Consider the following 25,739-nt stretch of genomic DNA (forward strand, 5'->3'; position numbering starts at 1 on the left):
GGTGGAGACGCCATGACCACAGTCGACGAAGTCACCCGGAAGAGTCCGGAAACGCTGCTCCTGGAGGAGCTCTCCAAGGCGCTGGATCAGATGCTGTCCGGCAACCTGAAGATCAGGTTGAGCCGGCGCGACGGATTGCCGGGCGAGGTGGTCGAACGCTTCAACCGGCTCGCCGAGACCAAGCAGCGCCAGAATCGCGAGCTGCTGCGGATCAGCCGGGTCGTCGGCCGCGAGGGCCGGATGACCGAGCGGCTCGACGAGGAGGGCTTCGAGGGGGCGTGGCTCGACCACATCCGCGCGGTCAACTCGCTCATCGACGACCTCGGCCGCCCGACCACCGAGATCGCCCGCGTGATCGTGGCGGTGGCCGAGGGCGACCTGTCGCAGCAGCTGGCCCTGGAGATCGACGGGCGGCCGCTGCGGGGCGAGTTCCTCACCATCGGCCGCACCGTGAACACGATGGTCGACCAGCTCTCGTCGTTCGCCGACGAGGTCACGCGCGTGGCCCGCGAGGTCGGCACCGAGGGCAAGCTCGGCGGCCAGGCCCAGGTCACCGGCGTCGCCGGCACCTGGCGCGACCTCACGGACTCGGTGAACTCGATGGCCGCCAACCTCACGGGGCAGGTGCGGTCGATCTCGACGGCGGCGACGGCGGTGGCCCGCGGCGACCTCTCGCAGAAGATCACGGTGAGCGCGAAGGGCGAGATCGCCGAGCTGTCGGAGACGATCAACTCCCTGGTCGACACGCTGCGGATCTTCGCCGAGCAGGTGACCCGGGTGGCCCGCGAGGTCGGCACCGAGGGCAACCTGGGCGGCCAGGCGGAGGTGCCCGGCGTGGCCGGCACCTGGAAGGACCTGACCGACAACGTCAACTCGATGGCGTCCAACCTGACCAGCCAGGTCCGCAACATCGCCCAGGTCGCGACCGCGGTGGCCCGGGGCGACCTCTCGCAGAAGATCACGGTGGCCGCCCAGGGCGAGATCCTGGAGCTCAAGGACACCGTGAACACGATGGTCGACCAGCTCTCCTCGTTCGCCGACGAGGTCACGCGTGTGGCCCGCGAGGTCGGCACCGAGGGCAAGCTGGGCGGCCAGGCCCAGGTCACCGGCGTCGCCGGCACCTGGCGCGACCTCACCGACAACGTCAACTTCATGGCCTCGAACCTGACCAGCCAGGTGCGGAACATCGCCCAGGTGTCCACGGCGGTCGCGCGGGGCGACCTCTCGCAGAAGATCACGGTCGACGCCCGCGGCGAGATCCTCGAGCTCAAGAGCACCGTGAACACGATGGTCGACCAGCTCTCCTCGTTCGCCGACGAGGTCACCCGCGTGGCCCGCGAGGTCGGCACCGAGGGCAAGCTCGGCGGCCAGGCCCAGGTCACCGGCGTCGCCGGCACCTGGCGCGACCTCACCGACAACGTCAACTTCATGGCGTCCAACCTGACCAGCCAGGTCCGCAACATCGCCCAGGTCGCGACCGCGGTGGCCCGGGGCGACCTCTCGCAGAAGATCACCGTCGACGCCCGCGGCGAGATCCTCGAGCTCAAGAGCACCGTGAACACGATGGTCGACCAGCTCTCGTCCTTCGCCGACGAGGTCACCCGCGTGGCCCGCGAGGTCGGCACCGAAGGCAAGCTCGGCGGCCAGGCCCAGGTGCGCGGGGTGGCCGGCACCTGGCGCGACCTGACCGACAACGTGAACTTCATGGGCTCGAACCTCACCGCCCAGGTCCGCAACATCTCGCAGGTCGCGACGGCCGTGGCCCGGGGCGACCTCTCGCAGAAGATCACCGTCGACGCCCAGGGCGAGATCCTGGAGCTGAAGTCGACGGTGAACACGATGGTCGACCAGCTCTCGTCGTTCGCCGACGAGGTCACACGCGTGGCCCGCGAGGTCGGCACCGAGGGCAAGCTGGGCGGTCAGGCCCAGGTGAAGGGCGTCTCCGGCACCTGGCGCGACCTCACCGACAACGTCAACTCGATGGCGTCCAACCTGACCAGCCAGGTCCGCAACATCGCCCAGGTGACGACGGCCGTGGCCCGCGGCGACCTGTCGCAGAAGATCACCGTCGACGCGCACGGCGAGATCCTGGAGCTGAAGTCGACCGTCAACACCATGGTCGACCAGCTCTCGTCGTTCGCCGACGAGGTCACCCGCGTGGCCCGCGAGGTCGGCTCGGAGGGCAAGCTCGGCGGTCAGGCCCAGGTGAAGGGCGTCTCCGGCACCTGGCGGGACCTCACCGAGAACGTGAACCAGCTCGCCTCGACGCTGACCACGCAGCTGCGCGCCATCTCGCAGGTGTCCACCGCGGTGACCCGCGGCGACCTGACCCAGCGGATCGCGGTCGAGGCGCTCGGCGAGGTGGCCGAGCTCAAGGACAACATCAACCAGATGATCGTCACGCTCCGCGAGACCACGAAGAAGAACGCGGAGCAGGGCTGGCTGGACTCCAACCTGGCCCGCGTCGGCGGCCTGCTGCAGGGCCAGCGCGACCTCGGCGAGGTCTGCCGCATGATCATGGCCGAGGTGACGCCCCTGGTCGACGCCCAGATCGGCGCGTTCTTCCTGTCCGGCGCCGACCCGGAGATCGGGCTGCGGCTGCGCCTCGAGGCCTCGTACGGCTACGTCGCCCCCGGCGCCGACATCAGCTTCGCGCCCGGCGAGGGCCTCATCGGCCAGGCGTCGCTGTCCCGCCGGGCGATCCGCGTGCAGGCCGCGCCCGAGGCGCGCCTGCGAGTGCGCTCGGGCGTGACCGAGACGGCCCCGGCCGACCTCGTCGTGCTGCCGGTGCTCTTCGAGGGCGAGCCGCTCGGCGTGATCGAGTTCGGCAGCGTCTCGCCGTTCAGCGACCTGCACCTGTCCTTCCTCGACCGGCTCGTGGTCACCATCGGCGTCGCGCTCAAGACGATCCTGGCCAACCGGCGCACGGAGGAGCTGCTGTCCCAGTCGCAGCGGCTCACCGAGGAGCTGCAGGACCAGTCGGCCGAGCTGCAGCGAACCAACGCCGAGCTGGAGGAGAAGGCGACGCTGCTGTCGGAGCAGAAGGGCAACATCGAGAAGCAGAACCGCGAGATCGAGATGGCGCGGCTCGGCCTGGAGGAGAAGGCGCAGCAGCTCGCGCAGGCGTCGCAGTACAAGTCGGAGTTCCTGGCCAACATGAGCCACGAGCTGCGGACCCCGCTCAACTCGATGCTGCTGCTGTCCCGGCTGCTGGCCGACAACCCGGACACCAACCTGACCGCACGGCAGATCGAGTTCGCGGCGACGATCCACAACGCCGGCTCCGACCTGCTCGCGCTCATCGACGACATCCTCGACCTGTCCAAGATCGAGGCGGGCCGGATGGACGTCGAGCCGGGTGAGGTCTCGTTCGATGAGATCCGGGCGTACGTCGAGCAGGCCTTCGCCCCGCAGGCCGAGGACAAGGGCCTGGACTTCACCGTGGCCACCGACACCGCGCTGCCCCCGGCCATCGTCACCGACCCGCAGCGGCTCCAGCAGATCCTGCGCAACCTGGTCTCCAACGCCGTCAAGTTCACCGACCACGGCACGGTGACGCTGGCCATCGGGGTCGCCCCGGCCGGCCTGGACTTCCAGGCGCCGACGCTCGCCGGGGCCCGCCGAGTGATCCAGTTCGCCGTCTCCGACACCGGCATCGGCATCTCGGACGACAAGGTGGCGCTCATCTTTGAGGCGTTCCAGCAGGCGGACGGGACGACCAGCCGGAAGTACGGCGGAACCGGCCTCGGCCTGTCGATCAGCCGCGAGCTCGCCCGCCTGCTCGGCGGCGCGATCGGGGTGACCTCGCAGGTCGGGCACGGGGCGACGTTCACGCTCTACCTGCCCGACGTCATCGCGACCGAGGTCACGCCGACCCTGCACCAGCAGTTGCACCAGTCGCTGCACCCGTCGCTGCCGATCCAGTCGCAGGCGCTGCCGCCGGCGAACCGGCCGATGCCCTCGGCCCCGCCGATGCTGCGCTCGCTGCCGTCGGCGGATCGCCGCTCGACCACCGCCGCGGCCCACCAGCTCGACGGCGCCACCGTGCTCATCGTCGACGACGACGTTCGCAACGTCTTCGCCCTCACCAGCGCGCTGGAGCTGCACGGGATGACGGTGCTCTACGCGGACAACGGCGCCGACGGCGTGCGCATCCTCTCCGAGCACCCCGACGTCGACATCGTGCTGATGGACGCGATGATGCCCGACCAGGACGGCAACGAGACGACCCGCGCGATCCGGCGCAACCGCCGCTTCGCGGAGCTGCCGGTGGTGTTCCTGACCGCCAAGGCGATGCCGGGCGACCGCGAGTCGTCCCTCGCCGCGGGGGCCAGCGACTACATCACCAAGCCGGTCGACCTGGACGAGTTGCTCGACGTCATGGCCGCGTGGGTGAACGGGGAGGGGCGGGCCGTCTGAGGTCTGTGTCGAAGTGGAGGTCGGACGGGGTCAGCCGCTGCCCGGCCATCCACTCCGACCCAGCCGCGGGGTGTAGGTTGCTGTGGTGACTGGACCGGACCGGCCCGCGAAGGTGCTGCTCGTCGACGACCGGCGGGACAACCTGCTGGCCCTCGAGGCGATCCTGCAGGGCCTTCCGGTGCAGACGGTCGGGGCGGACAGCGGCGAGGACGCGCTCAAGCGGCTGCTCGTGGACGACTTCGCGCTGATCCTGCTCGACGCCCAGATGCCCACGATGGACGGCTTCGAGACCGCCCGGCACATCAAGCGCCGCGAGAAGACCCGGCACGTGCCGATCATCTTCCTCACGGCCGCCGACCGGGACTCTCACCTCGCCCTGCGCGGCTACGCGGCCGGGGCCGTGGACTACCTCACGAAGCCGTTCGACCCGTGGGTGCTGCGCGCCAAGGTCTCCGTCTTCGTCGAGCTCTGGACGATGACGCAGCAGCTCGCGGCCCAGTCGGAGCTCGTGCGGGTGCGCGAGGCCGAGCTGCGCGCGGCCGGCCTGGCCGTGGACGAGGCCACCGCGCTGCTCAAGGGCGCGCTGGCGGCCGACGGCGAGCTCGGCCGGGAGCAGGTGGAGAAGGCGATGGCCGCGCTGGCGAAGGCGCGCTCGAGGTTCTAGACCTCCTGAATCATCAGCGCGTTGCGCAGCCCGGTGATGTCCAGCACCCGGATCAGGAACGCGCCCACGTTGACCAGCACCAGGTAGCTCTGCGCCAGGGTGGCCTTGCGGCTGAGCACCACCAGCGTCCCGAGGCCCTGGGAGTCACAGAACGTCACGCCCGCCATGTCGAGCACCACGCGCGCCGGCGGCTCGTTCAGCACGTCGTCCACGGCCGCGGCCAGGCGGGGAACGGTCGACATGTCGATCTCACCGGTCAGCGACACGACGGTCTCACTCGGTGCGCGGCGCACGGATACGGAGAGATCGGGTCGATCCACGACACCAGCCTATATCTGATCAGGCCTGGCAGTGGTGTCGGGCACACGGGCCCGAGGGCCGCGCGTCGCACGCCCGGAGCGGCTGTCAGAATGGGCAGGCTGTGACCGATATTGACACCGCCGGTCTCGGCCCGTTCTCGGGCGACGCGCCGGCCTCGCAGGCCCTGTTCGACCGTGCCCAGGCCATCGTGCCGGGTGGGGTGAATTCACCTGTCCGGGCCTTCCGGGCAGTCGGGGGCACCCCGCGCTTCATGGTCGGCGGCTCCGGCTGCTGGCTCACCGACGCCGACGGCCGGCGCTACCTGGACCTCGTCTGCTCGTGGGGGCCGCTGATCCTCGGCCACGCCCACCCCGAGGTCGTCGCCGCCATCACCGAGGCCGCCGCGCGCGGCACCAGCTTCGGCACCCCGACGCCCGGCGAGGTCGCCCTCGCCGAGGAGATCGTCGCCCGGACCCCGATCGACCAGGTGCGCCTGGTCAACTCGGGCACCGAGGCGACGATGAGCGCCCTGCGCCTGGCGCGCGGGTTCACCGGGCGGCCCAAGGTGATCAAGTTCGCCGGCTGCTACCACGGGCACGTCGACGCGCTGCTCGTCGCGGCCGGGTCCGGGGTGGCCACGCTGGCCCTGCCGGACTCGCCCGGCGTCACGGGTGCGGCCGCGGGCGACACGATCGTCCTGCCGTACAACGACGTCGCCGCGCTCGAGGAGGCCTTCGCGGCCCACGGGGACCAGGTCGCCGCGGTGATCACCGAGGCCGCCGCCGGCAACATGGGCGTGGTCGCGCCCCGCGACGGGTTCAACGCGAAGCTCGCCGAGCTCGCGCACCGCCACGGCGCCCTGCTCATCCTCGACGAGGTCATGACCGGGTTCCGGGTCAGCCGCGGCGGCTGGGCCGGGCTCGCGCCCGTGGACGCCGACCTCTACACGTTCGGCAAGGTCATGGGCGGCGGCATGCCGGCCGCGGCGTTCGGCGGACGGGCCGAGATCATGTCGCGGCTCGCCCCGGCCGGCCCGGTGTACCAGGCCGGAACCCTCTCCGGCAATCCGCTGGCGTGCGCGGCGGGCCTCGCGACCCTCCGGCTGGCGACCCCGGACGTCTACGCGCGCCTGGACGCCACCGCCGCGACGGTGTCGAAGCTGGCCTCCGACGCCCTGGCCGCTGCGGGTGTACCGCACGTGCTGTCCACGGCCGGCAGCATGTTCTCGATCTTCTTCACCGACCGGCCGGTGCACTCGTTCGCCGAGGCGCAGACGCAGGACGTGGCCGCGTTCCGGGCCTTCTTCCACGAGATGCTCTCGCGCGGCGTCTACCTGCCGCCGAGCGCGTACGAGTCCTGGTTCGTCTCCACCGCGATCGACGACGAGGCGCTCGGCGTGCTCGAGGCGGCCCTGCCGCACGCGGCCCGGGCGGCGGCGCGGGTGGCGGCATGAAGACGATCGTCCACGTGCTGCGCCACGGCGAGGTCTACAACCCGACGAAGATCCTCTACGGGCGCCTGCCCGGCTTCCGGCTCTCCGAGCTCGGCGTGCAGATGGCCAAGGCCGCGGCCGAGTCGCTGGCCGGCCACGACATCACGCACCTGGTCGCGAGCCCGCTGGAGCGCGCGCAGCAGACCGCCGAGCCGTTCGCCGAGCAGCTCGGGCTGCCGGTGGCGGTCGACGAGCGGCTGATCGAGAGCGCGAACTTCTTCGAGGGCAAGCAGGTCGGCGTCGGCGACGGTTCGCTCAAGGACCCGCGCAACTGGTGGGTGCTGCGTGACCCGAGGACCCCGTCCTGGGGCGAGCCCTACAACGTCATCGCGGCACGGATGTATCAGGCCATCCTGACCGCCCGCGAGGCGGCGGAGGGGCACGAGGCCGTGTGCGTCTCGCACCAGCTGCCGATCTGGACGCTGCGCCGGCACATCGAGAAGAAGCGGCTCTGGCACGACCCGCGGCGCCGCGAGTGCTCGCTGGCCAGCCTCACCAGCTTCCACTTCGACGACACGAAGATCGTCGGCATCGCCTACTCGGAGCCGGCCGCGCACCTGGTCGCCCTGTCGGCCTCGGCCCGCAACGCCAAGGGCGCCTGAGATGCGCCGGGCCCTCGTGCTGGTTCTCGTGCTGTTCCTGGCCGCCTGCACCAGCAGCACACCCAAGAACGCCCTCGGCAGCCGCAAGATCGACGTGGCCAAGCGGGTCGCGGCGCCCACCATGGGCGGCGAGCTCATGGACGGCTCCGGCCGGTTCGAGCTGGCCCAGCACAAGGGCCAGGTCGTGGTCGTGAACTTCTGGGCCTCGTACTGCCCGCCCTGCCGCTCCGAGGCCCCCGAGCTGGAGAAGGTGCTCGCGGCGACCAAGTCCGAGGGCGTCACCTTCATCGGGGTCAACATCCGCGACCAGCGCGACCCGGCCGAGGCGTACCTGGCCGACATCAAGCCGACGTACGGCAGCATCTTCGACCCGTCCGGATCGCTCGCGCTCAACTTCGACGTGCCGCCGAACTCGATCCCCGCCACGCTGGTGATCGACAAGGCCGGGCGCATCGCGGCCGTCATGCGCTCCGAGGTCGACCAGGCGCTGCTCGAACCGGTCGTTCGCGACCTGCTGGCCGAGAAGGCCTGATGGACGCCGGCTCGGTCGCCGCGAGCGGTCCCCTGCTGCTGGCCGTCGGGGTGGCCGCGCTCGCCGGGCTGGTCAGCTTCCTGTCGCCGTGCATCCTGCCGCTCGTGCCGGGCTACCTGTCCTACGTCACCGGCCTGGCCGGCGCGGACCTCGACTCCGGCAAGCGCCGCGGCCGGGTGCTCGCCGGCGTGGGCCTGTTCGTCGCGGGCTTCGGCGTGGTGTTCGTCGGGCTGATCGTGCTCGCCACCCAGGCCGCGATGACGATGGTCGTGCACCGCCGGACGATCGAGATCGTGGTCGGTGTCGCCGTGATCGTGCTCGGCCTGGCCTTCATGGGCCTGGTGCCGGGCCTGGAGCGGCAGTGGCGCATCCAGCGGCTGCCCTCCGCGGGCCTGGTCGGCGCGCCCGTGCTCGGCGTGGTCTTCGCGCTGTCGTGGGCGCCGTGCACCGGCCCCACCCTCGGCGCGATGATCGCGCTCGGCTCGACCAGCGGCTCGCAGGCCCGGGCGGTCACGCTCGCGGTCGCGTACTCGCTCGGCCTCGGCATCCCGTTCATCGCCATGGGGCTGGGCTTCCAGCGGCTCATCGGGGTCGTGAAGTTCATCCGGCGCAACAGCCGCTGGGTGACCCGCATCGGCGGCGCCCTGCTCGTGCTGATCGGCCTCGCCCTGGTCACCGGCGTCTGGAGCTACCTCATGACCGCCCTGCAGGCGAACATCGGCCCGGCCGGAACGGTGCCGATCTGATGCGCCGGCTCTACCACACCGTCGTCGCCGTGAGCCGCCGCGCCTGGCGTCAGCTGACGAGCATGCGCACCGCCCTGGTGCTGCTGTTCCTGCTCGCCGTGGCCGCGATCCCGGGCTCGGTGCTGCCGCAGCGCAACGTGTCGCCGGAGAAGGTCGACACCTATCTCGACACGCACCAGCAGTGGGGGCCGACGCTCGACCGGCTCTCGTTCTTCGACGTGTACGGCTCGCCCTGGTTCTCGGCGATCTACCTGCTGCTGTTCATCTCGCTCGTCGGGTGCCTGGTGCCGCGGTTCCGGCAGCACTTCGTCGCGCTGGTGAAGGTACCGCCGAAAGCTCCCGCTCGTTTCGAGCGGCTGCCGCAGCACGCCGTGCTCGCCGGGTCGGGGACCGCCGAGGATGCCGACCGCATCCGTCGCATGCTGCGCAAGCGCCGCTTCCGCACCACGGTGCGCAAGGACGGCGAGGTGCTGGAGATCTCCGCCGAGAAGGGCTACCTGAAGGAGACCGGCAACCTGGTCTTCCACTTCGCCCTGCTGTCGCTGCTCTTCGGCGTCGCGTTCGGCTCGTGGTTCGGCTGGCACGGCAACCGCCTGCTGGTGGAGGGCGACGACTTCGCCTTCTGCAACACGCTGCTCAACTACGACGAGCACGCGCTGGGCGCCCAGGTCGGCGAGAACGACCTGCCCCGGTTCTGCCTGCGGCTGGACAAGTTCACCGCGAGCTACCTCGACAACGGGCAGCCGGTGACGTACAAGGCCGACGTCCACGTGACCGAGAACGGCAAGTCTTCCGAGCGCCGGCTGCAGGTCAACGACCCGTTGCGCCTCGACGGGGCGAACGTGTCGCTGCTCGGGCACGGGTACGCGCCGATCCTGCGGTACACCGACAAGTACGGCAAGACCTCGGAGAACGTGTCGAACTTCCTGCCCTCGGACGGCCTGCTCACCAGCCAGGGCGTGGCCACGTTCCCCGACGTGAACATCAACCCGGAGACGCACACCCGCGACGACAAGGCGCAGATCGGATTCTCGGGCATCTACCTGCCCACGGTCCCGTCCGACCCGTCCGTCAACTCCTCCGCGTTCCCGGCCGAGAACGATCCCCGCCTCATGTTGCAGCCGTACCGCGGAGTGCTCGGCTTCGACGCGGGCGCCCCCTTGTCCGTCTACACCCTCGACACCCGCCAGATCGAGGCCGGACGGCTCGCGAAGTTCGGCGACCCGCTGATGCTCAAGCCCGGGCAGAGCGCGACCCTGCCCGACGGCACCACCGTGCAGTTCGTCGGCACCCGCCAGTGGATCAGCATCTCGGTGCGCCACGACCCCGGCCAGCCGATCGTGCTGGGCGGCGCCATCGCGCTGCTCGCCGGCCTGCTCGGTTCGCTGTCGGGCAAGCGCCGCCGGGTCTTCTTCCGCATCGCACCCACCGGCATCACGGCCGGCGGCCTGCCGCGCAGCGACCACCCCGGCTTCGCCGAGGAGTTCGCCGAGATCGTGCGCGCGGCCGCCCCCGCCGCTTCGGTGCCGGAGCAGGTGGCGCAGACTGAGACCGTCGAGGAGGTTGTGTGATGGGCGGGTTGTCGAACCAGCTGTTGGTGGTCACGATCTTCAGCTACGTGCTGGCGATGATGGCCTACGCGGTTGAGTACGCCTTCGGCGGCCGCGGCGTGGTCGCCCGCCTGGCCGTGCGGGAGCTGGCAACCGTGGGCGGCGGTGGCGTCTCGTCGGAGGTCGCGGCCGAGGAGGTCGCCTCGGCTCCCTCCCCCGGCGCCCGTCGGGCCGGCGTCACCGCGGTCGTCCTCATGGTGATCGGCTACCTGGCCCACGTGGGCGCCCTGGTCACGCGGGGCATCGCCGCGGACCGCGCCCCCTGGGGCAACATGTACGAGTTCGTCATGATGGCCACCGCCGTGGGCATGACGGCCTGGCTGTTCACGATGGTCCGCCTGCCCAACCTGCGCCACCTGGGCCTGTTCGTCACCCTGGTCGCCGCGGTCCTGCTCTCGATCGCCGGCATGAGCCTCTACGTGCCGGTCGGCCCCCTGGTGCCCGCCCTGCACTCCTACTGGCTGGTCATCCACGTGGGCGCCGCGTCGACGTCGTCGGGCATCTTCCTGGTCGGCTTCGTGGCCGCCGCGATGCACCTGATCCGCATGGGCTACGACGCCGGCAAGACCCGCTTCCCGTACTCCCTGGGCGAGCGCCTCCCGGCCGCCGCGACCCTGGAGCGCGTGACCTTCCGGGTCCACGCCTTCGCCTTCCCGATCTGGACCTTCGGCGTGATCTCGGGCGCGATCTGGGCCGAGGCGGCCTGGGGCCGGTACTGGAACTGGGACCCGAAGGAGATCTGGTCCTTCATCGCCTGGGTCGTGTACGCCGGCTACCTGCACGCGCGGTCAACCCCGAGCGTGAGCCGCCGGGTGACGTCCTGGATCGCCGTGATCGGCTGGGGCACCATGCTGGTCAACCTGTTCGGCGTCAACCTGGTGGCGAACGGCCTGCACTCCTACGCCGGCGTCTGACCTCCGCGTCCGGCGTTCCTGGCGCCGCGTGCGGGGAGTCGTCGGCTTCGTCCGCCGGGGAAGCCACCGCACCACCGCGCGGCGGATTCGCAGCGCCGTGACCACCGCGGCCCGCACCGGTCGCGGAGGGTCCGGCAGGCCCACGGCGGCCCGCACCGACGGCAGGAGCAGCGCGGCCACCACCGGGCGGACCAGGAAGCGCAGCCAGGGGCGGACCCGAGCGCGGGCCATCGCCAGCGTCTGCTCGCTGCACACGCGCCCGGCCTCGGAGAAGGCGAACTCCGCCTCGCGAGCGGCGAGGTAGGCGAACGGGTCGCTCGGGAAGTCGCGCACGCCCATGCGGTGCGCCAGCGCGGCGTAGAAGCCGATCAGCGCGTCCCGCTCCGGCGGCGTCAACGGGCGCCAGCCGTAGGCGTCCAGCCACCGGATCAGCGTCACGGCGAGGGCGGCCAGGGCGAAGCGGTTGTGCGCGGCCGTCACCGGGGTGCCCCGGTGGCTGCGGTTCACGAAGCGCAGGATCTCCCGGCCGCGCGGGGAGTCCAGGCCGTGCTCGACCAGGTCGCCGAAGGTCAGCGACGTGATCTCGGCCCGCGTGAGCAGGTCGGAGGTCGAGCCCACCGCGGCCGCCGTCGATGGCCAGGCGTACAGGTGCCAGATCATCAGGCGGCCGGCCATGCGCACGTCCCACGGGAAGTCGTAGAACATGATCCGCTGAACCGGCATGCCGCCCGAGGGTAGCTACTTCGTCTTCGTAATCGAGGTTGCTGTCACGGAACCGTCAGCCTGCTGGCCCTGGATCGTCACCGTCGAGCCCGCGGTCAGGTCCTTCAGGGCGCCGGGGGCCGAGACCGTGGTCTTGTCGCTGGTCTTCACGATCACCGTCTGGCCGTCCGCGGTCTCCACGTACACCGTGGTGCCGTCGACCAGCTTGACCGTGCCGGTCACGCCGCCGCGAGTGCCCGTGTTGCCCTGGCCGCCGCCCTGCGTGCCGCCGCCCGGGAACTGGCCGCCGTTGCGGCCCGCGAAGGCGCTCGCGAGCGCGGCCGGGTTGGCGCCGCCCGGGCCCGACGCGGCGGGGGCGGTGCCGTAGGACTTCTGCACCTGGGCGCCGCCGACGAAGCCGACCACCAGCAGGGCCAGGCCGGCCAGGACGTAGGTGGCCCGGTTGGCCAGGCGCCGGGGTGCGGCCTTCGCGATCCGCTCGTTCAGGTCGTCGTCCAGCGGCGGCTCGGCCAGGAGGTCGGGCTCGGGCTCCTCCAGGAGGTCGGGCTCGGGCCCGTCCAGGACGGCGGGGAGAAACTCCGTGTCGTCGTCGGAGGCGGCCGGGCGCTCGTACGGCGACGCGTCCGGACGGCGGAAAGGCGAAGCGGCGTGGGTCACGGGAACTCCTTTTGGAACACCGGCCGTGCGGGTGGGACCAGGTTGCGATGCCCGCGGGGGGTTTTGGCACCGCAACCGGGACCTACCCGCGCGGAGAACGACAGGGCATTTACTCGTACCGAAGGGCCTCGATCGGGCGCAGGCCGGCCGCCCGGGAGGCGGGGTAGCTGCCGAAGAACAGGCCGATCGCGACCGAGAAGCCCAGCGCCAGGGCGACCGAGCTGGGCACGATGACCGGCTTGATGCTCACGATCGTGAACTGGCTGCCGATGATGGCCGCGGCCACGCCGAGCAGGCCGCCGATCAGCGACAACACCGTCGCCTCGACCAGGAACTGGGTGAGGATGGTGCGCTTTGGGGCGCCGAGCGCCTTGCGGATGCCGATCTCGCGGGTCCGCTCGGTGACGGTCACCATCATGATGTTCGTGATGCCGATGCCGCCGACCAGGAGGCTGATGCCGGCCACGGCGCCGAGCAGCAGCGTGAAGGTCTCGGCGGTGTTGGCCCGGGTCTCCAGCAGCTGCGACTGGTTGAGGATGCGGTACGCCGACGTCGTCGAGGACCCGCTGATGTTCAGCTTCTCGTTGAGGATCGCGGTGATCTCGGACTGCGCCGCGCTGACCGCGTCCGGCGAGGTCGCCTGCACGAGGAGCTGGTTGAGCGAGCCGTACCCGGTCAGCGACTCCTGCACCGCGGAGACCGGCGCCATGGCCACGTCGTTCGGGTCGTTGAAGCCGCTGCCGCCCTTCTCCGCGAGCACCCCGATGACCGTGAAGAGCTTGCCGGAGACGGTGACCTGCTTGGACAGCGGGTCGACGTTGCCGAAGAGCTCCTCGGCGACGGTCGAGCCGATCACCACGACCTTGCGCGAGTCCTTCACGTCGTCGTCGGTGAACAGCGTGCCCTTCGAGATCTTGAAGTTGGACGCCGCGACATAGCCCGGATACGTACCGACGAACTGCGGGATGGTGTGATCCGTGCCCTCGTAGGTCGCCGCCTGCGAGCCGGTCACCACCGGCGAGACGCTCTTGACGTGCGGGGCCTCGTCCTTGTTCTCCAGGGCCGGCACGAGGTCCATGTTCAGCGCGGTGTTCTGGGTCGAGGCCGCCCCGCGCGCCCCGCCGCCGGCCCCGGCCGTGACGGTCAGCGTGTTGGTGCCCAGCGACTCGATCTGGTTCTGCACCGCCTGGGCCGAGCCGTTGCCGACCGCGACGAGCAGGATGACCGCGGCGACGCCGATCAGGATGCCCAGCACCGTGAGGCTGGAGCGCAGCTTGTTCGCCGTGATCGCGCGCAGCGCGAAGCGGATGGTCTCGAAGATGTTCACTTCAGCCGCTCATCCTGGACGATGCGTCCGTCGACCAGCCGGATCAGCCGCTTGGCGTGCTCGGCGACGTCCGGCTCGTGAGTGATCAGCACGATGGTGCGGCCCGACCGGTTGAGCTGGTCGAACACCGCGAGCACGTCGTTGGTGGACTGGGTGTCGAGGTTGCCCGTGGGCTCGTCGGCCAGCACCAGGGCCGGCGCGGTGACCAGCGCCCGGGCGACCGCGACGCGCTGCTGCTGGCCGCCGGAGAGCTGGTTGGGCTCGTGGTCCTCGCGCTGGGCCAGGCCGACCATGTTCAGGGCGGCCCGGGCGCGGCGGCGGCGCTCGGCGGCCTTGACCCCGGCGTAGGCGAGCGGCAGCTCCACGTTGGCCAGCGCGGTGGTGCGGGCGATGAGGTTGAACGACTGGAACACGAAGCCGATCCGGCGGTTGCGCACGAGCGCGAGCTGGCGGTCGTTGAGCCGGCTGACGTCGACGCCGTCCAGGAGGTACTGCCCGGACGTCGGAATGTCGAGGCAGCCCAGGATGTTCATGAGCGTCGACTTGCCCGAGCCCGACGAGCCCATGATCGCGACGTAGTCGCCGCGCTCGACGGTGAGCGTCACGCCTCGCAGCGCGTGCACCTCGGTCTCGCCCTGGCCGTAGATCTTCTTGACGTTCTGGATGTCGAGCACCGGCTTGGTGGTCGACTCGACCACGGTCATCGTCTGCGTGGTCATGTCAGTTGCCCCCACGACCGCCGCCGCCGAAGTTGCCGCCGCCCCCGCCGAAGTTGCCGGCACCACCGCCGGGGAAGTTGCCCCCGCCGGGGAACTGGTTCGTCGTGCCGGTGGTCGAGTTCGTCGTCGTCGTGGTGATCACGACCTGCTCGCCGGCCTGCAGCCCGGACTTGACCTCCACGAAGCCGCCGCCGGTGATGCCGACCTCGACCTGGCGCTCCTCGGTCTGCCCGTTGACCGACACCTGCACCGTGCGCTGGCCGCCGGCGGTGCGCAGGGCGGTGCTCGGGATGCGCAGCACGTTCTGCGCCTCGGCGATCGTCACGACCGCGGTGGTGCTCTGACCCAGCCGTACCCCCTCCGGAAGCGAGTCCAGCGAGATCGTCACGGCGTAGGAGTTCACGTTGTTGCTGGTCGTGGCCGTCGGAGAGATGGTGGCCACCTTGCCCGTCGCCCGCGTGCCGGACAGCGCGCTCCAGGTGATGTTGGCGGCCTGGCCCGCCTTGAGCTTGGTCGCGTCCGACTCGGCGAAGCTCGCGTTGATCTGCAGCTTCGACAGGTCCGCGATCTGCACGAAGCCGCTGCCGGAGCTCGAGGAGCTCGACGTCGTCGAGCCGGTGGTGCCGTTCCCGCCGCCCCCGCCGCTGGACGAGCTCGAGCCGCCCGACGAGGAGCCGACCGCGCCGCTGACCGCGGTGACCGTGCCGGCGATCGGGGCCGTCAGCACCGTGCCGTTGACGTTGGTCTGCGCCGAGGTCACGTTCGCCTGCGCGGTCGCGACCTGGGCCTGGGCCGAGGCGATCGTGGCGTCGTCGGCGGAGTTGTTCTGGTCGCGGGTCAGCGCCGCCTTGGCCGCGGTCAGGTTCGCCTTCGCGGTGTCCAGCGCGGCCTGGGCCGAGGTCGGGTCCACCTTGGCGAGCGTCTGGCCCTTCGTGACCACGTCGCCGACCTTCACGTCGACCTCGGTGACCGTGCCCGAGGTGGCGAAGTTGGCGTTCGCGGTCGAGGCGCTGGCCACCGAGCCGGTCGCCGAGACCGTCTGGGAGACCGTGCCCTCGGTGACCGCCACGTTCCGGGTGCGCGTGGTGCTCGTCCCGGTGTCGGCGTTCGCGGCCGGTCCGCTGACGATCTGGTACGCCCAGAACGCCCCGCCGACCGCGGCGAGCACGAGCACGGTGTTCACAAGGGTCACGGAGTTGAGCCGTGGCTTGCCCACAGAAGGCAGCGACAAACGCATGAGGGGAATGGTGGTGGAAATCGCTCGGAGCAAACCTCAGCGAACCTCGGAGTTGCCTCGGAATCCCGTTGCCCGCATTTCCACCGATTCGTCGGGGCGTTCGGGCCCCGGTTCGACGCCCTCATCGAGGTCGATGTCGACGAACTCATCGGGAAGATCCAGAGCCGGCAGCAGTACCCGGAATGTCGCGCCCTGCCCCGGAGCCGTCCACAGCTCCACGCGCCCGCCGTGCGCCTGCACGATCGAGGCGACGATCGACAGCCCGAGGCCGGCGCCGCCGTAGCGGCGGGAGCGGGAACCCTCGGCGCGGTACAGCCGCTCGAAGACCCGCACGGCGTCCTCCGGCTTCATGCCCGGGCCGGTGTCGCTGACCTCGACGCAGCCCAGCGGCGCGCCCTCGGGCAGCGTGGCCCCGACGGCCGCGATCGGCAGCATCTTCGGCGGCCCGGCGCGCCCGACCTTGACCACGATCCGGGTGTCCTCCGGCGTGTGCTGCAGCGCGTTGCTGACCAGGTTGGCCACCACCTGCCGCAGCCGGGCCTCGTCGCCCTCGACCGTGATCGGCTCGAAGGTCACCGAGCGCTCCTCCAGCGCCGCGAGCTGCACGAACCGCGTCGGCACCCGCACGTGCGCGTCCCGCACGGTGTCGGCGGCGACGGCGAGCAGGTCGACGGGGTGCTGCTGCAGCGGGCGCTCCTCGTCCAGGCGGGCCAGCGTCAGCAGGTCGTTGACGAGCAGGCGCATCCGGCTGACCTCGGCCTCGATGCACTCCATCGCCTCGTCCAGGGCCGGACCGGGCGGGGCGCCGCCGCGCCGGTACAGCTCGGCGAAGCCCTGCACGCTGGTGAGCGGGGTGCGCAGCTCGTGCGCGGCGTCGGCGAGGAACTGCCGGAGCCGCCGCTCCGAGGCCGCGCTGTCGTCGACCGCGCCCTCGATGCGGGTCATCATCGTGTTGAGCGCGATGCCGAGGCGGCCCGACTCGGTGTGCGAGTCGGCGTCGTCGATGCGGCGGGACAGATTGCCGGCGGCGATGTCGGCCGCGGCCTCCTCCATGCGCGTCAGCGGCGCCAGCCCGACCCGCACCAGCGCGGCGGTGGCGATGCCGACCAGCGCGAGGAGGAAGAGGCTGATGCCGGAGGTGTACTGCACCATCTGGTCCCGCGTCGCCGCGACGTCCTTCAGGGAGATCGCGAACGCCCCGTAGCCCGGAGTGCCGGCCCAGGTCGCCGGGAACACGCGCACCCGCCACTGCGCGCCGGGCCCGTCGACGGTGAACGGCTGCCCGTTTTCGGCCCGCGCCTTGAGGTCGCCGAAGAGCTTCGGGTCGACCAGCGGCGTCTCGGTCGTGTTGTCGAGCCGGCCGTCGGCGTCGAAGTGGTAGATCTGGAACTCGGGGCCGGGCGAGAACTGGCCCTCGGGGCGCTTGTTCTGCGTGGCGCTGCTCGGCGGACGACCCCGGAACGGTCCGGCGAGCTGCTGGTCGACGCGCTGCATGAGGTACCAGTTGAGGAACAGCACGCCGATCACGTTCGCGGTGATCAAGGCGACCGCGGCGATCGACACGACCGAGACGACGATCCGGGTCCGGACCGTCCAGTGCCGCCAGAGCCGCAGGTTCACCCCTCGGTTCTCGGCAGTCTCAGCGCGTAGCCGACGCCGCGGACCGTGTGGATCAGCGGCGGGTCCCACTTGTCGATCTTGCGGCGCAGGTAGTAGACGTAGCTCTCCACGATCCGCCCGTCGCCGCCGAAGTCGTAGTTCCAGACCCGGTCGAGGATCTGGGCCTTGCTCACCACGCGGCCGGCGTTCGTCAGGAGGTACCGCAGCAGATTGAACTCGGTCGGGGACAGGTCGACGCGAATGCCGCCGCGGCGCACCTCGTGCGCGTCCTCGTCCATCTCCAGGTCGGCGTAGCGCAGCACCCCGCCGTCGACGAGCTGCTGCTGCTCGCCCAGGCTGCGGCGCAGGATCGCGCGGATCCGCAGCACGACCTCCTCGAGGCTGAACGGCTTGGCCACGTAGTCGTCGGCGCCGACGGTCAGCCCGGAGATGCGGTCCTCGACGGAGTCGCGCGCGGTCAGGAACAGCACCGGCACCGGCCGGCCGCTCGTGCGCAGCCGCTGGGCGACCTCGAAGCCGTCCAGGTCGGGCATCATGACGTCGAGCACGACGAGATCGGGGCAGTACTCGGCGGCCGTGGCCAGCGCCTCGTTGCCCCCGGTGGCGACCCGGACCTCGAAGCCGGTCAGCCGCAGCGTGGCCGAGAGCAGGGCGCGGATGCTCGCCTCGTCGTCGACGACGAGCACCTTCGGCTGGCGTTCGGTCGCCTGCGTCGCGATCGGCATCGGCTCCATCGTCACTGACCCGCCGCCAGGATCTCGTCGCCCTGGGCAAGTCCGCTCTTGATCTCGGTGTTGACGTCGCCGCGCAGCCCGGTCTCGACGGCCCGCCGCTCGTCCTTGCCGTTGACGCGCACGGTGACAAAGCCGTCGTGCACGGCGGTCGAGGGGACGAACAGCACGTCGTCCGCGGACGCGGTGACTACTGCGACAGTAGCGCTCTGACCGTAGAGCAGCGTGTCGGGCACCTTGTCGAAGGAGATCAGGGCCGCGTAGCGCACCAGGCGGTTCGACACCGTGCCGGCCGGATCGATCTGCAGGACCTTTCCGGCGTACTTCTCCGAAGCGTTGTCCGGCAGGCTGACCTGCGCCGTCTGGCCGACCTTGAGCGCGGCCACCTCGGCCTCGGTGAACTGGGCCTTGACGACCGCGTCGCCGGTGCCGGCGAGCGTGATCACGTTGGAGCCGGCCTGGCTGCCGACCGAGCCGCTGACCGAGAGGATCTTGCCGCCGACGGGGGCCGTGATGACGGTGCCGGCGAGCTTGGCGTTGGCCTGCGTGAGGCTCAGCTTGGCGTTGTTGAGCCGCTGCTGGGCGTTCATGAGGTTGTCGCTGGTCTGCTGCACCTGGTTGGCGCGGGTCTGCGCGGCATTTTGTCCGCTTTGTCCGCCGCTCTGCGTATTTTGCCCGCCTTGACCGGTCTGCCCGCCGGTCTGGCCGCCGGTCTGGCCACCCGTCTGCCCGCCGGCCGATCTCGACGGATTCGCCGCGGCCGTCGTCGGGTTGCTCGTGGGCAGGGCCAGCGCGGTGTCGTGCGCGGTCACCGCCTTGGTCAGCGCGTCCTGCGCGTTGGAGACGCTCTCGGCGGCCTGGTCGACCGCGTCCTGGGCCGACGCGTCGTCGATCTTCGCCAGCACCGCGCCCTCGGCGACGACGTCGCCGGCCTTGACGTTGAGCTCGGTGAGCGTGCCGCTGGTGGTGAACCCGAGATTGCGGGTGGCCTGGGCCTGCACCGTGCCGGACGCGGACACCGTGCTGCTGACCTGCCCCCGGCCCACCTTCGCGGTGCTGACCTGCACCGGAGCCTTCGCGTCGGAACTCGTCAGCACGACCGTCGTCACGGCTGCGGCCGCGAGCACGGCGACCCCTCCGGCCAGCCACCAGACCTTCATGGGAACGTAGTTCAGCGGGTTCTCCTCCCGGCCAGCTAGGCCCGACCTCAAAGTTCCCTGGGAGCCGCCGTCCGGCCGAATCGCGGCATTTACGCGCCTTGCGGTTATGAGGAAACTTTGAGCTTCGGCCGACTTGCCATCGAGCTTGGCGACGTTCCATCACACGGGTGATGAACAAGCGGATCGGCGGCGCCGCTCTGGCGCTCGCCGCGGTGGCGCTCTTCGCCGCCGCCTGCGGCTCCTCCGACGACAACACCCCGACCGCCGCGGGTGCGTCGGGCGGCACGGACTACGTGTCCTGCCTGCGGAACAACGGCGTCGATCTCGGACAGTTCAACAATGCCTCCGGCCGGCCCACCGCCCGCCCGTCGGGTTTCCCGGACAGCCGCCCGTCCGGCCAGCCCCGGTTCTCCGGCGAGCCGCGCCCGTCCGGCAGCGGCGGCTTCCGCGGCGGCGGCCCTGGTGGAGGCCCCGGTGGCTTCTTCGGCAGCGAGGCCCCGAACGGCGTCGACCAGCAGGTGTGGGAGAAGGCCCAGAAGGCGTGCGCGTCGCTGCGCCCGAGCGGCTTCCCCGGCGGCGGCTTCGGCAACGGCGGCGGCAACCGCGGCAACGGCCAGGACGCGGCGTACCGCAACTGCCTCACCGAGCACGGCGTCACCATCACCGGCTCCACCGAGCAGCTCGACACCTCGGACGCGAAGGTCGCGGCCGCGGTGCAGGCGTGCGCCCCGCTGAAGCCCAGCCCGCGCGCGTCCTGACCCATCGACCACCCGCCCGGCTGGTCGCTGGACCCGGCGGTGCACGCCGCCGGGTCACTGCGCCCAGCGCCCAGCCGGGCGGGTCGACCCTTTCGGGTACACCGGACTGGTGACCGGTTGCCCGGCGGGTCACCGGGTAACCGGTCACCGCGAACCATTCGGGCATGTCCGACACGCCGGACTCGCCCGAACGCATGAAGTCTTCACTCCAGGGTGCGTCGGCGTCGCACCCCCTGTGCGCCGGTCTCGCGGCCGCGAATCGGCCAATCCGGACATCGTGGGAGTGTCCGGGTACCGAGGCCGCGAGATCGGCGCTCAAAACGCGTGTCGGTGCGCGAGCCCCGTCGTTGCGCACGGTATGGAAGCGCTGGACACCTTCTCACGGACGTTCCTGCCGGCCACCGCGCTGGCGAAGCTGCCGGGCGGCACCGTCGCGCGCCATGTCCAGGTGCTGCGCCGCTGCGCCGGGGACCGCGACGCGGTCGCCGTGATCGCGCGGTGCACGACGAGCCACGGCCGGCGCAACGTGCTCATGCTGACGCGCAACCGCCTCGTGGTGACGAGCGAGTCCGCGGTACTGCGCCGAGTCAGCCTCCACCTCAACGCCGACCTCCACCAGCTGGCCGACGTGGCTTGGACGCCGGAGCCGGCGCGCAACGGGATTCAGCTGGGCGTGACGGCCATCGACGGGGTGCGCGAGAACCTTTGGATCCGCCTCGGCTCGACGGCCGAGATGTGGCGGTTGGACGAGGCTCTGAAGCAGGCGTTCCGGACGCCGTGGGGCGTCATCGAGCCGGCTCGCGCCGCGACTTCTTCGGCCTCCACGGTCCGCGCCACGGCGCCGGTCAAGTCCCGCCCCGAACTGCGCCTCGCCTGACCCTTCTCGGCCGCGGCTCGCACCGTCCGCCGCCGCACCGTTCGCCAAGCATCTTCGCAGCGCGCGCAAGCAGCAGGGCTGGGTCGGACCGACTCTTGCGTGGCACGATCCTGCTCACCTTCCTGGTGAGCAGGATCGTTAGCAGGATGGTGGTGCGGTGAACGTGGAAGAGCTTGCGGAGATCGTCGAGAACCTCCGCGTGCTGGGCATGTCGCCGACGTGGAAGTCAAGAAGGCACATGGCGGCCTTCCGAAGAGCTTGCGCGAGACGATGTCGGCCTTCTCCAACACTCGTGGAGGGGTACTCGGGGTCGACCCGGCACCGACGCAGCAGTGAACGTGAGCGGCCATGAAGCGACTAGTTGACCGCTCAGGGGTGACACGAGCGCTCGACGCGCGGCGAGCGGTCGGAGTCCACTCGCCCTCCGACCATCAGCACGCGCGACCGCTCGCGCGATCCAATTCTGCTGAAATCGGGTTTGAAGCCCTTAAGGTGAAAATCAGACAATCATGACAGGAGCACTCAGGGGCAATGTGATCGGCCCGCCTCGACTGCGGGCGCTGGCTGCCGCTGCGAGGGGGCCGATCGCCACATTGATTTCCGCGGCGGGGCGTTCCCAAACATCTCCCGAACATGCCCCACACGCGAAAACCGTCAGAATGAGACGGTGGATCAGGGCAAAGGCCTCGTGGTCGTCGTCGAGGACGAGAAGCCGATCGCCGACCTCCTGCGGATGTACCTCGCCCGCGAAGGCTTCGGCGTGCACGTCGAGCACGACGGCCCCGGCGGACTCGCGGCCGCGCGCAAGCTCCGGCCCGTGGCCTGCGTTCTCGACATCGCGCTACCCGGCCTGGACGGCACCGAGATCTGCCGGCGGCTGCGGGAAGCGGGCGACTGGACGCCGGTGCTGTTCCTGACCGCCCGCGACGACGAGGTCGACCGCATCCTCGGGCTCGAGCTCGGCGGGGACGACTACATCACCAAGCCGTTCAGCCCGCGGGAGCTGGTGTCGCGCGTGAAGGCGGTGCTGCGCCGCACCCAGGGGCCGCCGGACGTGGAGCAGGTGCGCACGGTCGGGCCGATCACGATCGACCCCGCGCGCCGGGAGTGCCGGGTCGGCGACGCCCCGGTGAGCCTGACGTCCACCGAGTTCTCCCTGCTGGCGCACCTCATGGGCCGGCCCGGGCGGGTCTTCACGCGGGAGGAGCTGCTGGGGTCGGTCTGGGGGTACGCGGCACACAGCGGCACCCGCACCGTCGACGTCCACGTGGCCCAGGTGCGCGGCAAGCTGGGCCAGGCCGCTTCGGTGATCCGTACCGTGCGCGGCGTCGGATACACCGCCGATGCTTAAGTCCCTGGCCGCCCGCACGGCGCTCGTCACCTGCGTCGTCGCCGTGATGTCGGTGCTCGTCACGGCGGCGGTCGGCATCCCGCTCACCGCGACCCAGGCCAACAAGGCCGCCCGCCAGCGGCTCGCCGACGACACCAAGCTCACCGCCGAGCTGCTGCGCCCGCGCTTCGTGAACACGCCCCGCAACCCGACCGACGAGGAGAACGTCGCCAAGCGCCTGGCAGAGCAGAACATCGAGGTGTACCTCATCCGCTCCGGCAAGCCCGATCGCGAGGGACTGCCCGCGAACGTGGTCAAGGCGATCGCCGTCGGCCAGAACGTCGAGGTGCGCCTGGCCAAGGTGGGCGGGCGGATCCGCCTGATCGCCGGGCGCCCGATCGGCAAGGACGGCAACGGCGTGGTGCTGGCCGAGGCGCCGCCGGGCGGGGCGCTCGAGCGGTTCTCCAGCCAGCTGTGGATCGCGCTGCTGGCCGGGCTCGCCGCCGGGCTCATCGCCGGGCCGCTGCTCGCCCGGCGTATCGCGCGGCCGATCCGCAACGTGGCGACGGCGGCGAAGCGGCTCAGCGCGGGCGACCGCACGGTGACGCTCTCCCCCGACGGGCCGACCGAGGTCGCCGAGCTCGCGCACGCGGTCAACGCGCTCACCGCCGCCCTGGCCACGAGCGAGGGGCGGGAGCGGGAGTTCCTGCTGTCGGTCTCGCACGAGCTGCGCACGCCGCTGACGACGATCCGCGGCTACGCCGAGGCGCTCGCGGACGGGGTGGTCGGCGAGGAGGGCGCGCAGCGGGCCGGGCAGACGGTGCTCGACGAGGCCGAGCGGCTCGACCGGCTCATCGCCGATCTGCTCGTGCTGGCCCGGCTCGAGGCCGCGGACCTGCCGATCGAGGTCGTGGACGTCGACCTCACGCAGCTGCTCGCCACGACCGCCGAGGCGTGGGGCGGGCGGGTCGCGAGCGCCGGGCTGGTCCTGCGCACGGAGCTGCCGCCGTTTCCGGTCCCGGTGTCGACCGACCCGGGGCGCATCCGGCAGATCCTGGACGGGTTGCTGGAGAACGCGCTGCGTGTGGTACCCGCACAGGCCCCCCTGGTGCTGGCGCTCTACACGAGCCCGTCGGCGGCCTGGATCGAGGTGCGCGACGGCGGGCCCGGGTTCACGGACGAGGACCTGGCGGTGGCGTTCGAGCGGGGGGCACTGTCGCGGCGGTACCAGGGCGTGCGGAAGGTCGGCAGCGGGCTCGGGCTGGCGCTGGCGGCGCGGCTGTCGCGGCGGCTCGGGGCCCGCATCGACGCCGGGCACGCGCCCGAGGGCGGGGCCAGATTCACGGTCACCTTCCCGTTGCGCACCGTGTCATGATGACTGTCTATGCATACCTGGTGGGTCGTCCTGGGGCTCGGCGGCGCCGGCGCGTCGCTGGGGATCCTGCTCGTCCAGGTGCTGTTCTGGCAGCGGCTGCGCCGCGTGGGCGCCGATCCGGTCGGGATCTTCACGCAGGGCGTCGCGCTGGGCTGGGTCGGCGTGCCGCTCACGGTGCTGCACGTGATCCTGTTCCTGCTGCTGACCCGGCTCGACCAGCCCGGCTGGTGGATCGGCGGCGTGGTCACGGTCCTGTCGATGCCGGTGCGCCGGCTGCTGAACCTGCGCGCGATCGCCGTGATCGTGCGCGGGATCGGATACGAGCACGGTCCCGTCGTCGACCGTGACGGCGTCCGCGTCGACGGGCAGCCCTACTGGCGGCTCGTCCTCAGTTGGTACCGCCACGAGTACACCGGCCGCGCGGTCGGCGACGTGGTCGCCATCAAGATCCTGGGCCTGCTCGTCCACCTGCTCTTCTGGCCGCTGGCCGCGCTCGGCGCGCAGGCCTCGCACGTGCTCATGTGCCAGGACCCGGCCGACGCGCTCGGCCACTCCACCGACGGTCACGAGCGCCCGGGCGACGCGTTCCGCGCGCTGGGCACGCCCTACGTCAAGTTTGCGGCGCGGGATCCGAGGTAGGGCACACCCTCGCCCTCTTGCGAGGAGGTACCCCGATGAAACGACTTGGCCTGCTCTGCGGCGCGGCGGTCCTCACCCTCGCCGGCGCGCTGCCGCCCGTCGCAGCGGCCGCGCAGCCGACGCCGGAGCCCAGCGCGCCCTCGACCGCGGGACACGGTGACATGCTCAAGGACGTGCTGCACGGCGAGGGGCTCGTGCAGACGAAGCACGGCCCCGTGCGCGTCGCCATCCAGAACGGCGACGCGACGAAGGTGACCGACACCGCGCTGACCGTCCGCTCGTCCGACGGCTTCACACGCACCTGGCAGCTGCCGAAGGACCTGAAGGTGTACGCCAAGCGGCAGACCATTCAGCCCAGCGGCATCATGCCCGGCACCGAACTGACGGTCGCGGGCACCGCACCGGCCACGAAGTCGGCCACGTGGACCGCGAAGCGGGTAGTCGTGCGGAGTGCCTCCGAGCCGGCCGAGCCCAACAGTTAGCCGGCCGACCCCCAGCGGTCAGCCGCGCAGTTCGGCGACGCAGCACTTCACGCTGCCGCCGCCCTTCTTGAGTTCGCTCAGCTCGACGGGGACCGGGACGTAGCCGGCCTCGCGCAGCCGCGCCGCCAGCCCGGTCGCCTCGCTGTTGAGCACCACGTTGCGCCCGTCGGAGACGAGGTTGAGGCCGAACGCGAGCGCGTCGGACTCCGTCGCGACCACGGCGTCCGGGAAGAGCTGGGCGAGCACTCGCCGCGAAGACTCGGAGAACGCCTCCGGGTAGTACACGATGTTCGCGTCGTCCAGCGGGGCCAGCGCCACGTCGAGGTGGTAGAAGCGCGGGTCGACGAGCCGGAGCGAGACCACCGGCCGGCCCAGCGTCTCCTGCGCCTCGGCGTGCGCGGCGACCTCGGTGCGGAAGCCGTGCCCGGCCAGCACCAGGCCCCCGAGCGCCGCGGGCAGGTAGGTGAAGTCGCCCTCGCCCTCGTTGGTCTCCGACGCCAGGTGGTAGCGCCAGCCGAGCGTGTCGTAGAACCGCCGGTGCGCGGCCGCCTCGGCGGTGCGCTGCGGGTATTTGAACTTCGCGCCGTAGACGACTCCGTCGACCGAGAAGGCGCCGTTGGCCGCGTAGACCATGTCCGGCAGGCCGATCTCCGGCAGCAGCACGTGGACCTCGTGGCCCAGGCGGACCAGCGTCTCGCGCAGGCCCTCCCACTGCTTCACGGCCAGCTCGGTGTCCACCGAGGCGGTGGTGTCCATCCAGGGATTGATCGCATATTCCACCACGAAGTGCTCGGGTGGCGACATCAGGTACGACCGCGTCACGAG

At 71.2% G+C, this 25,739-nt stretch carries 23 protein-coding genes; 14 read left to right on the top strand and 9 right to left on the bottom strand.

Annotated features, from left to right (window positions below; genetic code table 11):
- Positions 1 to 12: 12 nt before the first annotated feature.
- The gene (locus tag AC6JBM_RS43175) at positions 13 to 4,419 is read left to right on the top strand and encodes a HAMP domain-containing protein (protein ID WP_497979532.1); all 4,407 of its coding nucleotides are present in this window, start codon (positions 13 to 15) and stop codon (positions 4,417 to 4,419) included.
- Between the two features lie 85 nt (positions 4,420 to 4,504).
- Complete coding sequence (locus AC6JBM_RS43180; protein WP_497979533.1) at positions 4,505 to 5,083, top strand: response regulator; 579 nt, start codon at positions 4,505 to 4,507, stop codon at positions 5,081 to 5,083.
- Here the strand turns inward: AC6JBM_RS43180 and AC6JBM_RS43185 are convergent.
- Positions 5,080 to 5,403: an STAS domain-containing protein gene (locus tag AC6JBM_RS43185; RefSeq protein ID WP_223100440.1), complete on the bottom strand. Its 324-nt coding sequence runs from the start codon at positions 5,401 to 5,403 to the stop codon at positions 5,080 to 5,082. The genes AC6JBM_RS43180 and AC6JBM_RS43185 overlap by 4 nt on opposite strands.
- Before the next feature lie 101 nt (positions 5,404 to 5,504).
- On the opposite strand from AC6JBM_RS43185, the gene hemL reads away from it, so the two are divergent.
- Genes hemL through ccsB form a run of 6 tightly spaced genes read left to right on the top strand, consistent with a single transcriptional unit; the run spans position 5,505 to position 11,279 of the window.
- Complete coding sequence (hemL, locus tag AC6JBM_RS43190; protein WP_497979534.1) at positions 5,505 to 6,836, top strand: glutamate-1-semialdehyde 2,1-aminomutase; 1,332 nt, start codon at positions 5,505 to 5,507, stop codon at positions 6,834 to 6,836.
- Entirely contained in the window at positions 6,833 to 7,477 is a 645-nt protein-coding gene (locus AC6JBM_RS43195) for a histidine phosphatase family protein (protein WP_497979535.1), read from the top strand. Before hemL ends, AC6JBM_RS43195 begins: the two co-directional genes overlap by 4 nt.
- Before the next feature lies 1 nt (position 7,478).
- A complete protein-coding gene (locus AC6JBM_RS43200) occupies positions 7,479 to 8,009 on the top strand; it encodes a TlpA family protein disulfide reductase (protein WP_497979536.1) in 531 nt (176 codons plus the stop codon).
- Positions 8,009 to 8,755 carry a cytochrome c biogenesis CcdA family protein gene (locus AC6JBM_RS43205; RefSeq protein WP_497979537.1) on the top strand — a complete coding sequence of 249 codons (747 nt, stop codon included), beginning with the start codon at positions 8,009 to 8,011 and terminating at the stop codon, positions 8,753 to 8,755. Before AC6JBM_RS43200 ends, AC6JBM_RS43205 begins: the two co-directional genes overlap by 1 nt.
- Positions 8,692 to 10,326, top strand: a complete 1,635-nt coding sequence (gene resB / locus AC6JBM_RS43210; RefSeq protein WP_497986666.1) for a cytochrome c biogenesis protein ResB — start codon at positions 8,692 to 8,694, stop codon at positions 10,324 to 10,326. Before AC6JBM_RS43205 ends, resB begins: the two co-directional genes overlap by 64 nt.
- Positions 10,326 to 11,279 (top strand): c-type cytochrome biogenesis protein CcsB, encoded by a 954-nt coding sequence (ccsB, locus tag AC6JBM_RS43215; RefSeq protein WP_497979538.1) that lies wholly within the window; start codon positions 10,326 to 10,328, stop codon positions 11,277 to 11,279. Before resB ends, ccsB begins: the two co-directional genes overlap by 1 nt.
- 738 nt (positions 11,280 to 12,017) lie before the next feature.
- Here the strand turns inward: ccsB and AC6JBM_RS43220 are convergent.
- From AC6JBM_RS43220 to AC6JBM_RS43250, 7 genes are all read right to left on the bottom strand, one after another.
- Positions 12,018 to 12,659 (bottom strand): hypothetical protein, encoded by a 642-nt coding sequence (locus AC6JBM_RS43220; protein ID WP_497979539.1) that lies wholly within the window; start codon positions 12,657 to 12,659, stop codon positions 12,018 to 12,020.
- A 109-nt stretch (positions 12,660 to 12,768) separates the two neighbouring features.
- Entirely contained in the window at positions 12,769 to 13,986 is a 1,218-nt protein-coding gene (locus AC6JBM_RS43225; RefSeq protein WP_497979540.1) for an ABC transporter permease, read from the bottom strand.
- Entirely contained in the window at positions 13,983 to 14,705 is a 723-nt protein-coding gene (locus AC6JBM_RS43230) for an ABC transporter ATP-binding protein (protein ID WP_497979541.1), read from the bottom strand. The genes AC6JBM_RS43225 and AC6JBM_RS43230 overlap by 4 nt, the downstream gene beginning before the upstream one ends.
- Before the next feature lies 1 nt (position 14,706).
- On the bottom strand, positions 14,707 to 15,942 hold the full coding sequence (locus tag AC6JBM_RS43235) for an efflux RND transporter periplasmic adaptor subunit (protein ID WP_497979542.1): 1,236 nt from the start codon (positions 15,940 to 15,942) through the stop codon (positions 14,707 to 14,709).
- 36 nt (positions 15,943 to 15,978) lie between these two features.
- Positions 15,979 to 17,562, bottom strand: a complete 1,584-nt coding sequence (locus AC6JBM_RS43240; RefSeq protein ID WP_497979543.1) for a sensor histidine kinase — start codon at positions 17,560 to 17,562, stop codon at positions 15,979 to 15,981.
- Positions 17,559 to 18,287, bottom strand: a complete 729-nt coding sequence (locus AC6JBM_RS43245; RefSeq protein ID WP_497979544.1) for a response regulator transcription factor — start codon at positions 18,285 to 18,287, stop codon at positions 17,559 to 17,561. The genes AC6JBM_RS43240 and AC6JBM_RS43245 overlap by 4 nt, the downstream gene beginning before the upstream one ends.
- 11 nt (positions 18,288 to 18,298) lie before the next feature.
- Positions 18,299 to 19,453: an efflux RND transporter periplasmic adaptor subunit gene (locus tag AC6JBM_RS43250; RefSeq protein WP_497979545.1), complete on the bottom strand. Its 1,155-nt coding sequence runs from the start codon at positions 19,451 to 19,453 to the stop codon at positions 18,299 to 18,301.
- A gap of 170 nt (positions 19,454 to 19,623) precedes the next feature.
- On the opposite strand from AC6JBM_RS43250, the gene AC6JBM_RS43255 reads away from it, so the two are divergent.
- The 6 genes from AC6JBM_RS43255 (at position 19,624) to AC6JBM_RS43280 (ending at position 24,914) form a co-directional block, all read left to right on the top strand.
- The gene (locus AC6JBM_RS43255; protein WP_497979546.1) at positions 19,624 to 20,211 is read left to right on the top strand and encodes a hypothetical protein; all 588 of its coding nucleotides are present in this window, start codon (positions 19,624 to 19,626) and stop codon (positions 20,209 to 20,211) included.
- 358 nt (positions 20,212 to 20,569) lie between these two features.
- Positions 20,570 to 21,088 carry a hypothetical protein gene (locus AC6JBM_RS43260; protein ID WP_497979547.1) on the top strand — a complete coding sequence of 173 codons (519 nt, stop codon included), beginning with the start codon at positions 20,570 to 20,572 and terminating at the stop codon, positions 21,086 to 21,088.
- A gap of 667 nt (positions 21,089 to 21,755) precedes the next feature.
- Positions 21,756 to 22,439 (top strand): response regulator transcription factor, encoded by a 684-nt coding sequence (locus tag AC6JBM_RS43265; RefSeq protein WP_497979548.1) that lies wholly within the window; start codon positions 21,756 to 21,758, stop codon positions 22,437 to 22,439.
- Entirely contained in the window at positions 22,432 to 23,793 is a 1,362-nt protein-coding gene (locus AC6JBM_RS43270; protein WP_497979549.1) for a sensor histidine kinase, read from the top strand. The genes AC6JBM_RS43265 and AC6JBM_RS43270 overlap by 8 nt, the downstream gene beginning before the upstream one ends.
- Positions 23,794 to 23,802: 9 nt before the next feature.
- The gene (locus tag AC6JBM_RS43275; RefSeq protein WP_350610280.1) at positions 23,803 to 24,432 is read left to right on the top strand and encodes a hypothetical protein; all 630 of its coding nucleotides are present in this window, start codon (positions 23,803 to 23,805) and stop codon (positions 24,430 to 24,432) included.
- 35 nt (positions 24,433 to 24,467) lie between these two features.
- Positions 24,468 to 24,914 (top strand): subtilase-type protease inhibitor, encoded by a 447-nt coding sequence (locus tag AC6JBM_RS43280; protein ID WP_497979550.1) that lies wholly within the window; start codon positions 24,468 to 24,470, stop codon positions 24,912 to 24,914.
- Positions 24,915 to 24,932: 18 nt separating this feature from the next.
- On the opposite strand, the gene ddaH is transcribed toward AC6JBM_RS43280, so the two are convergent.
- Positions 24,933 to 25,736, bottom strand: a complete 804-nt coding sequence (ddaH, locus tag AC6JBM_RS43285) for a dimethylargininase (RefSeq protein ID WP_497979551.1) — start codon at positions 25,734 to 25,736, stop codon at positions 24,933 to 24,935.
- Positions 25,737 to 25,739 lie beyond the last annotated feature (3 nt).

It is taken from the genome of Dactylosporangium thailandense (assembly GCF_059739745.1).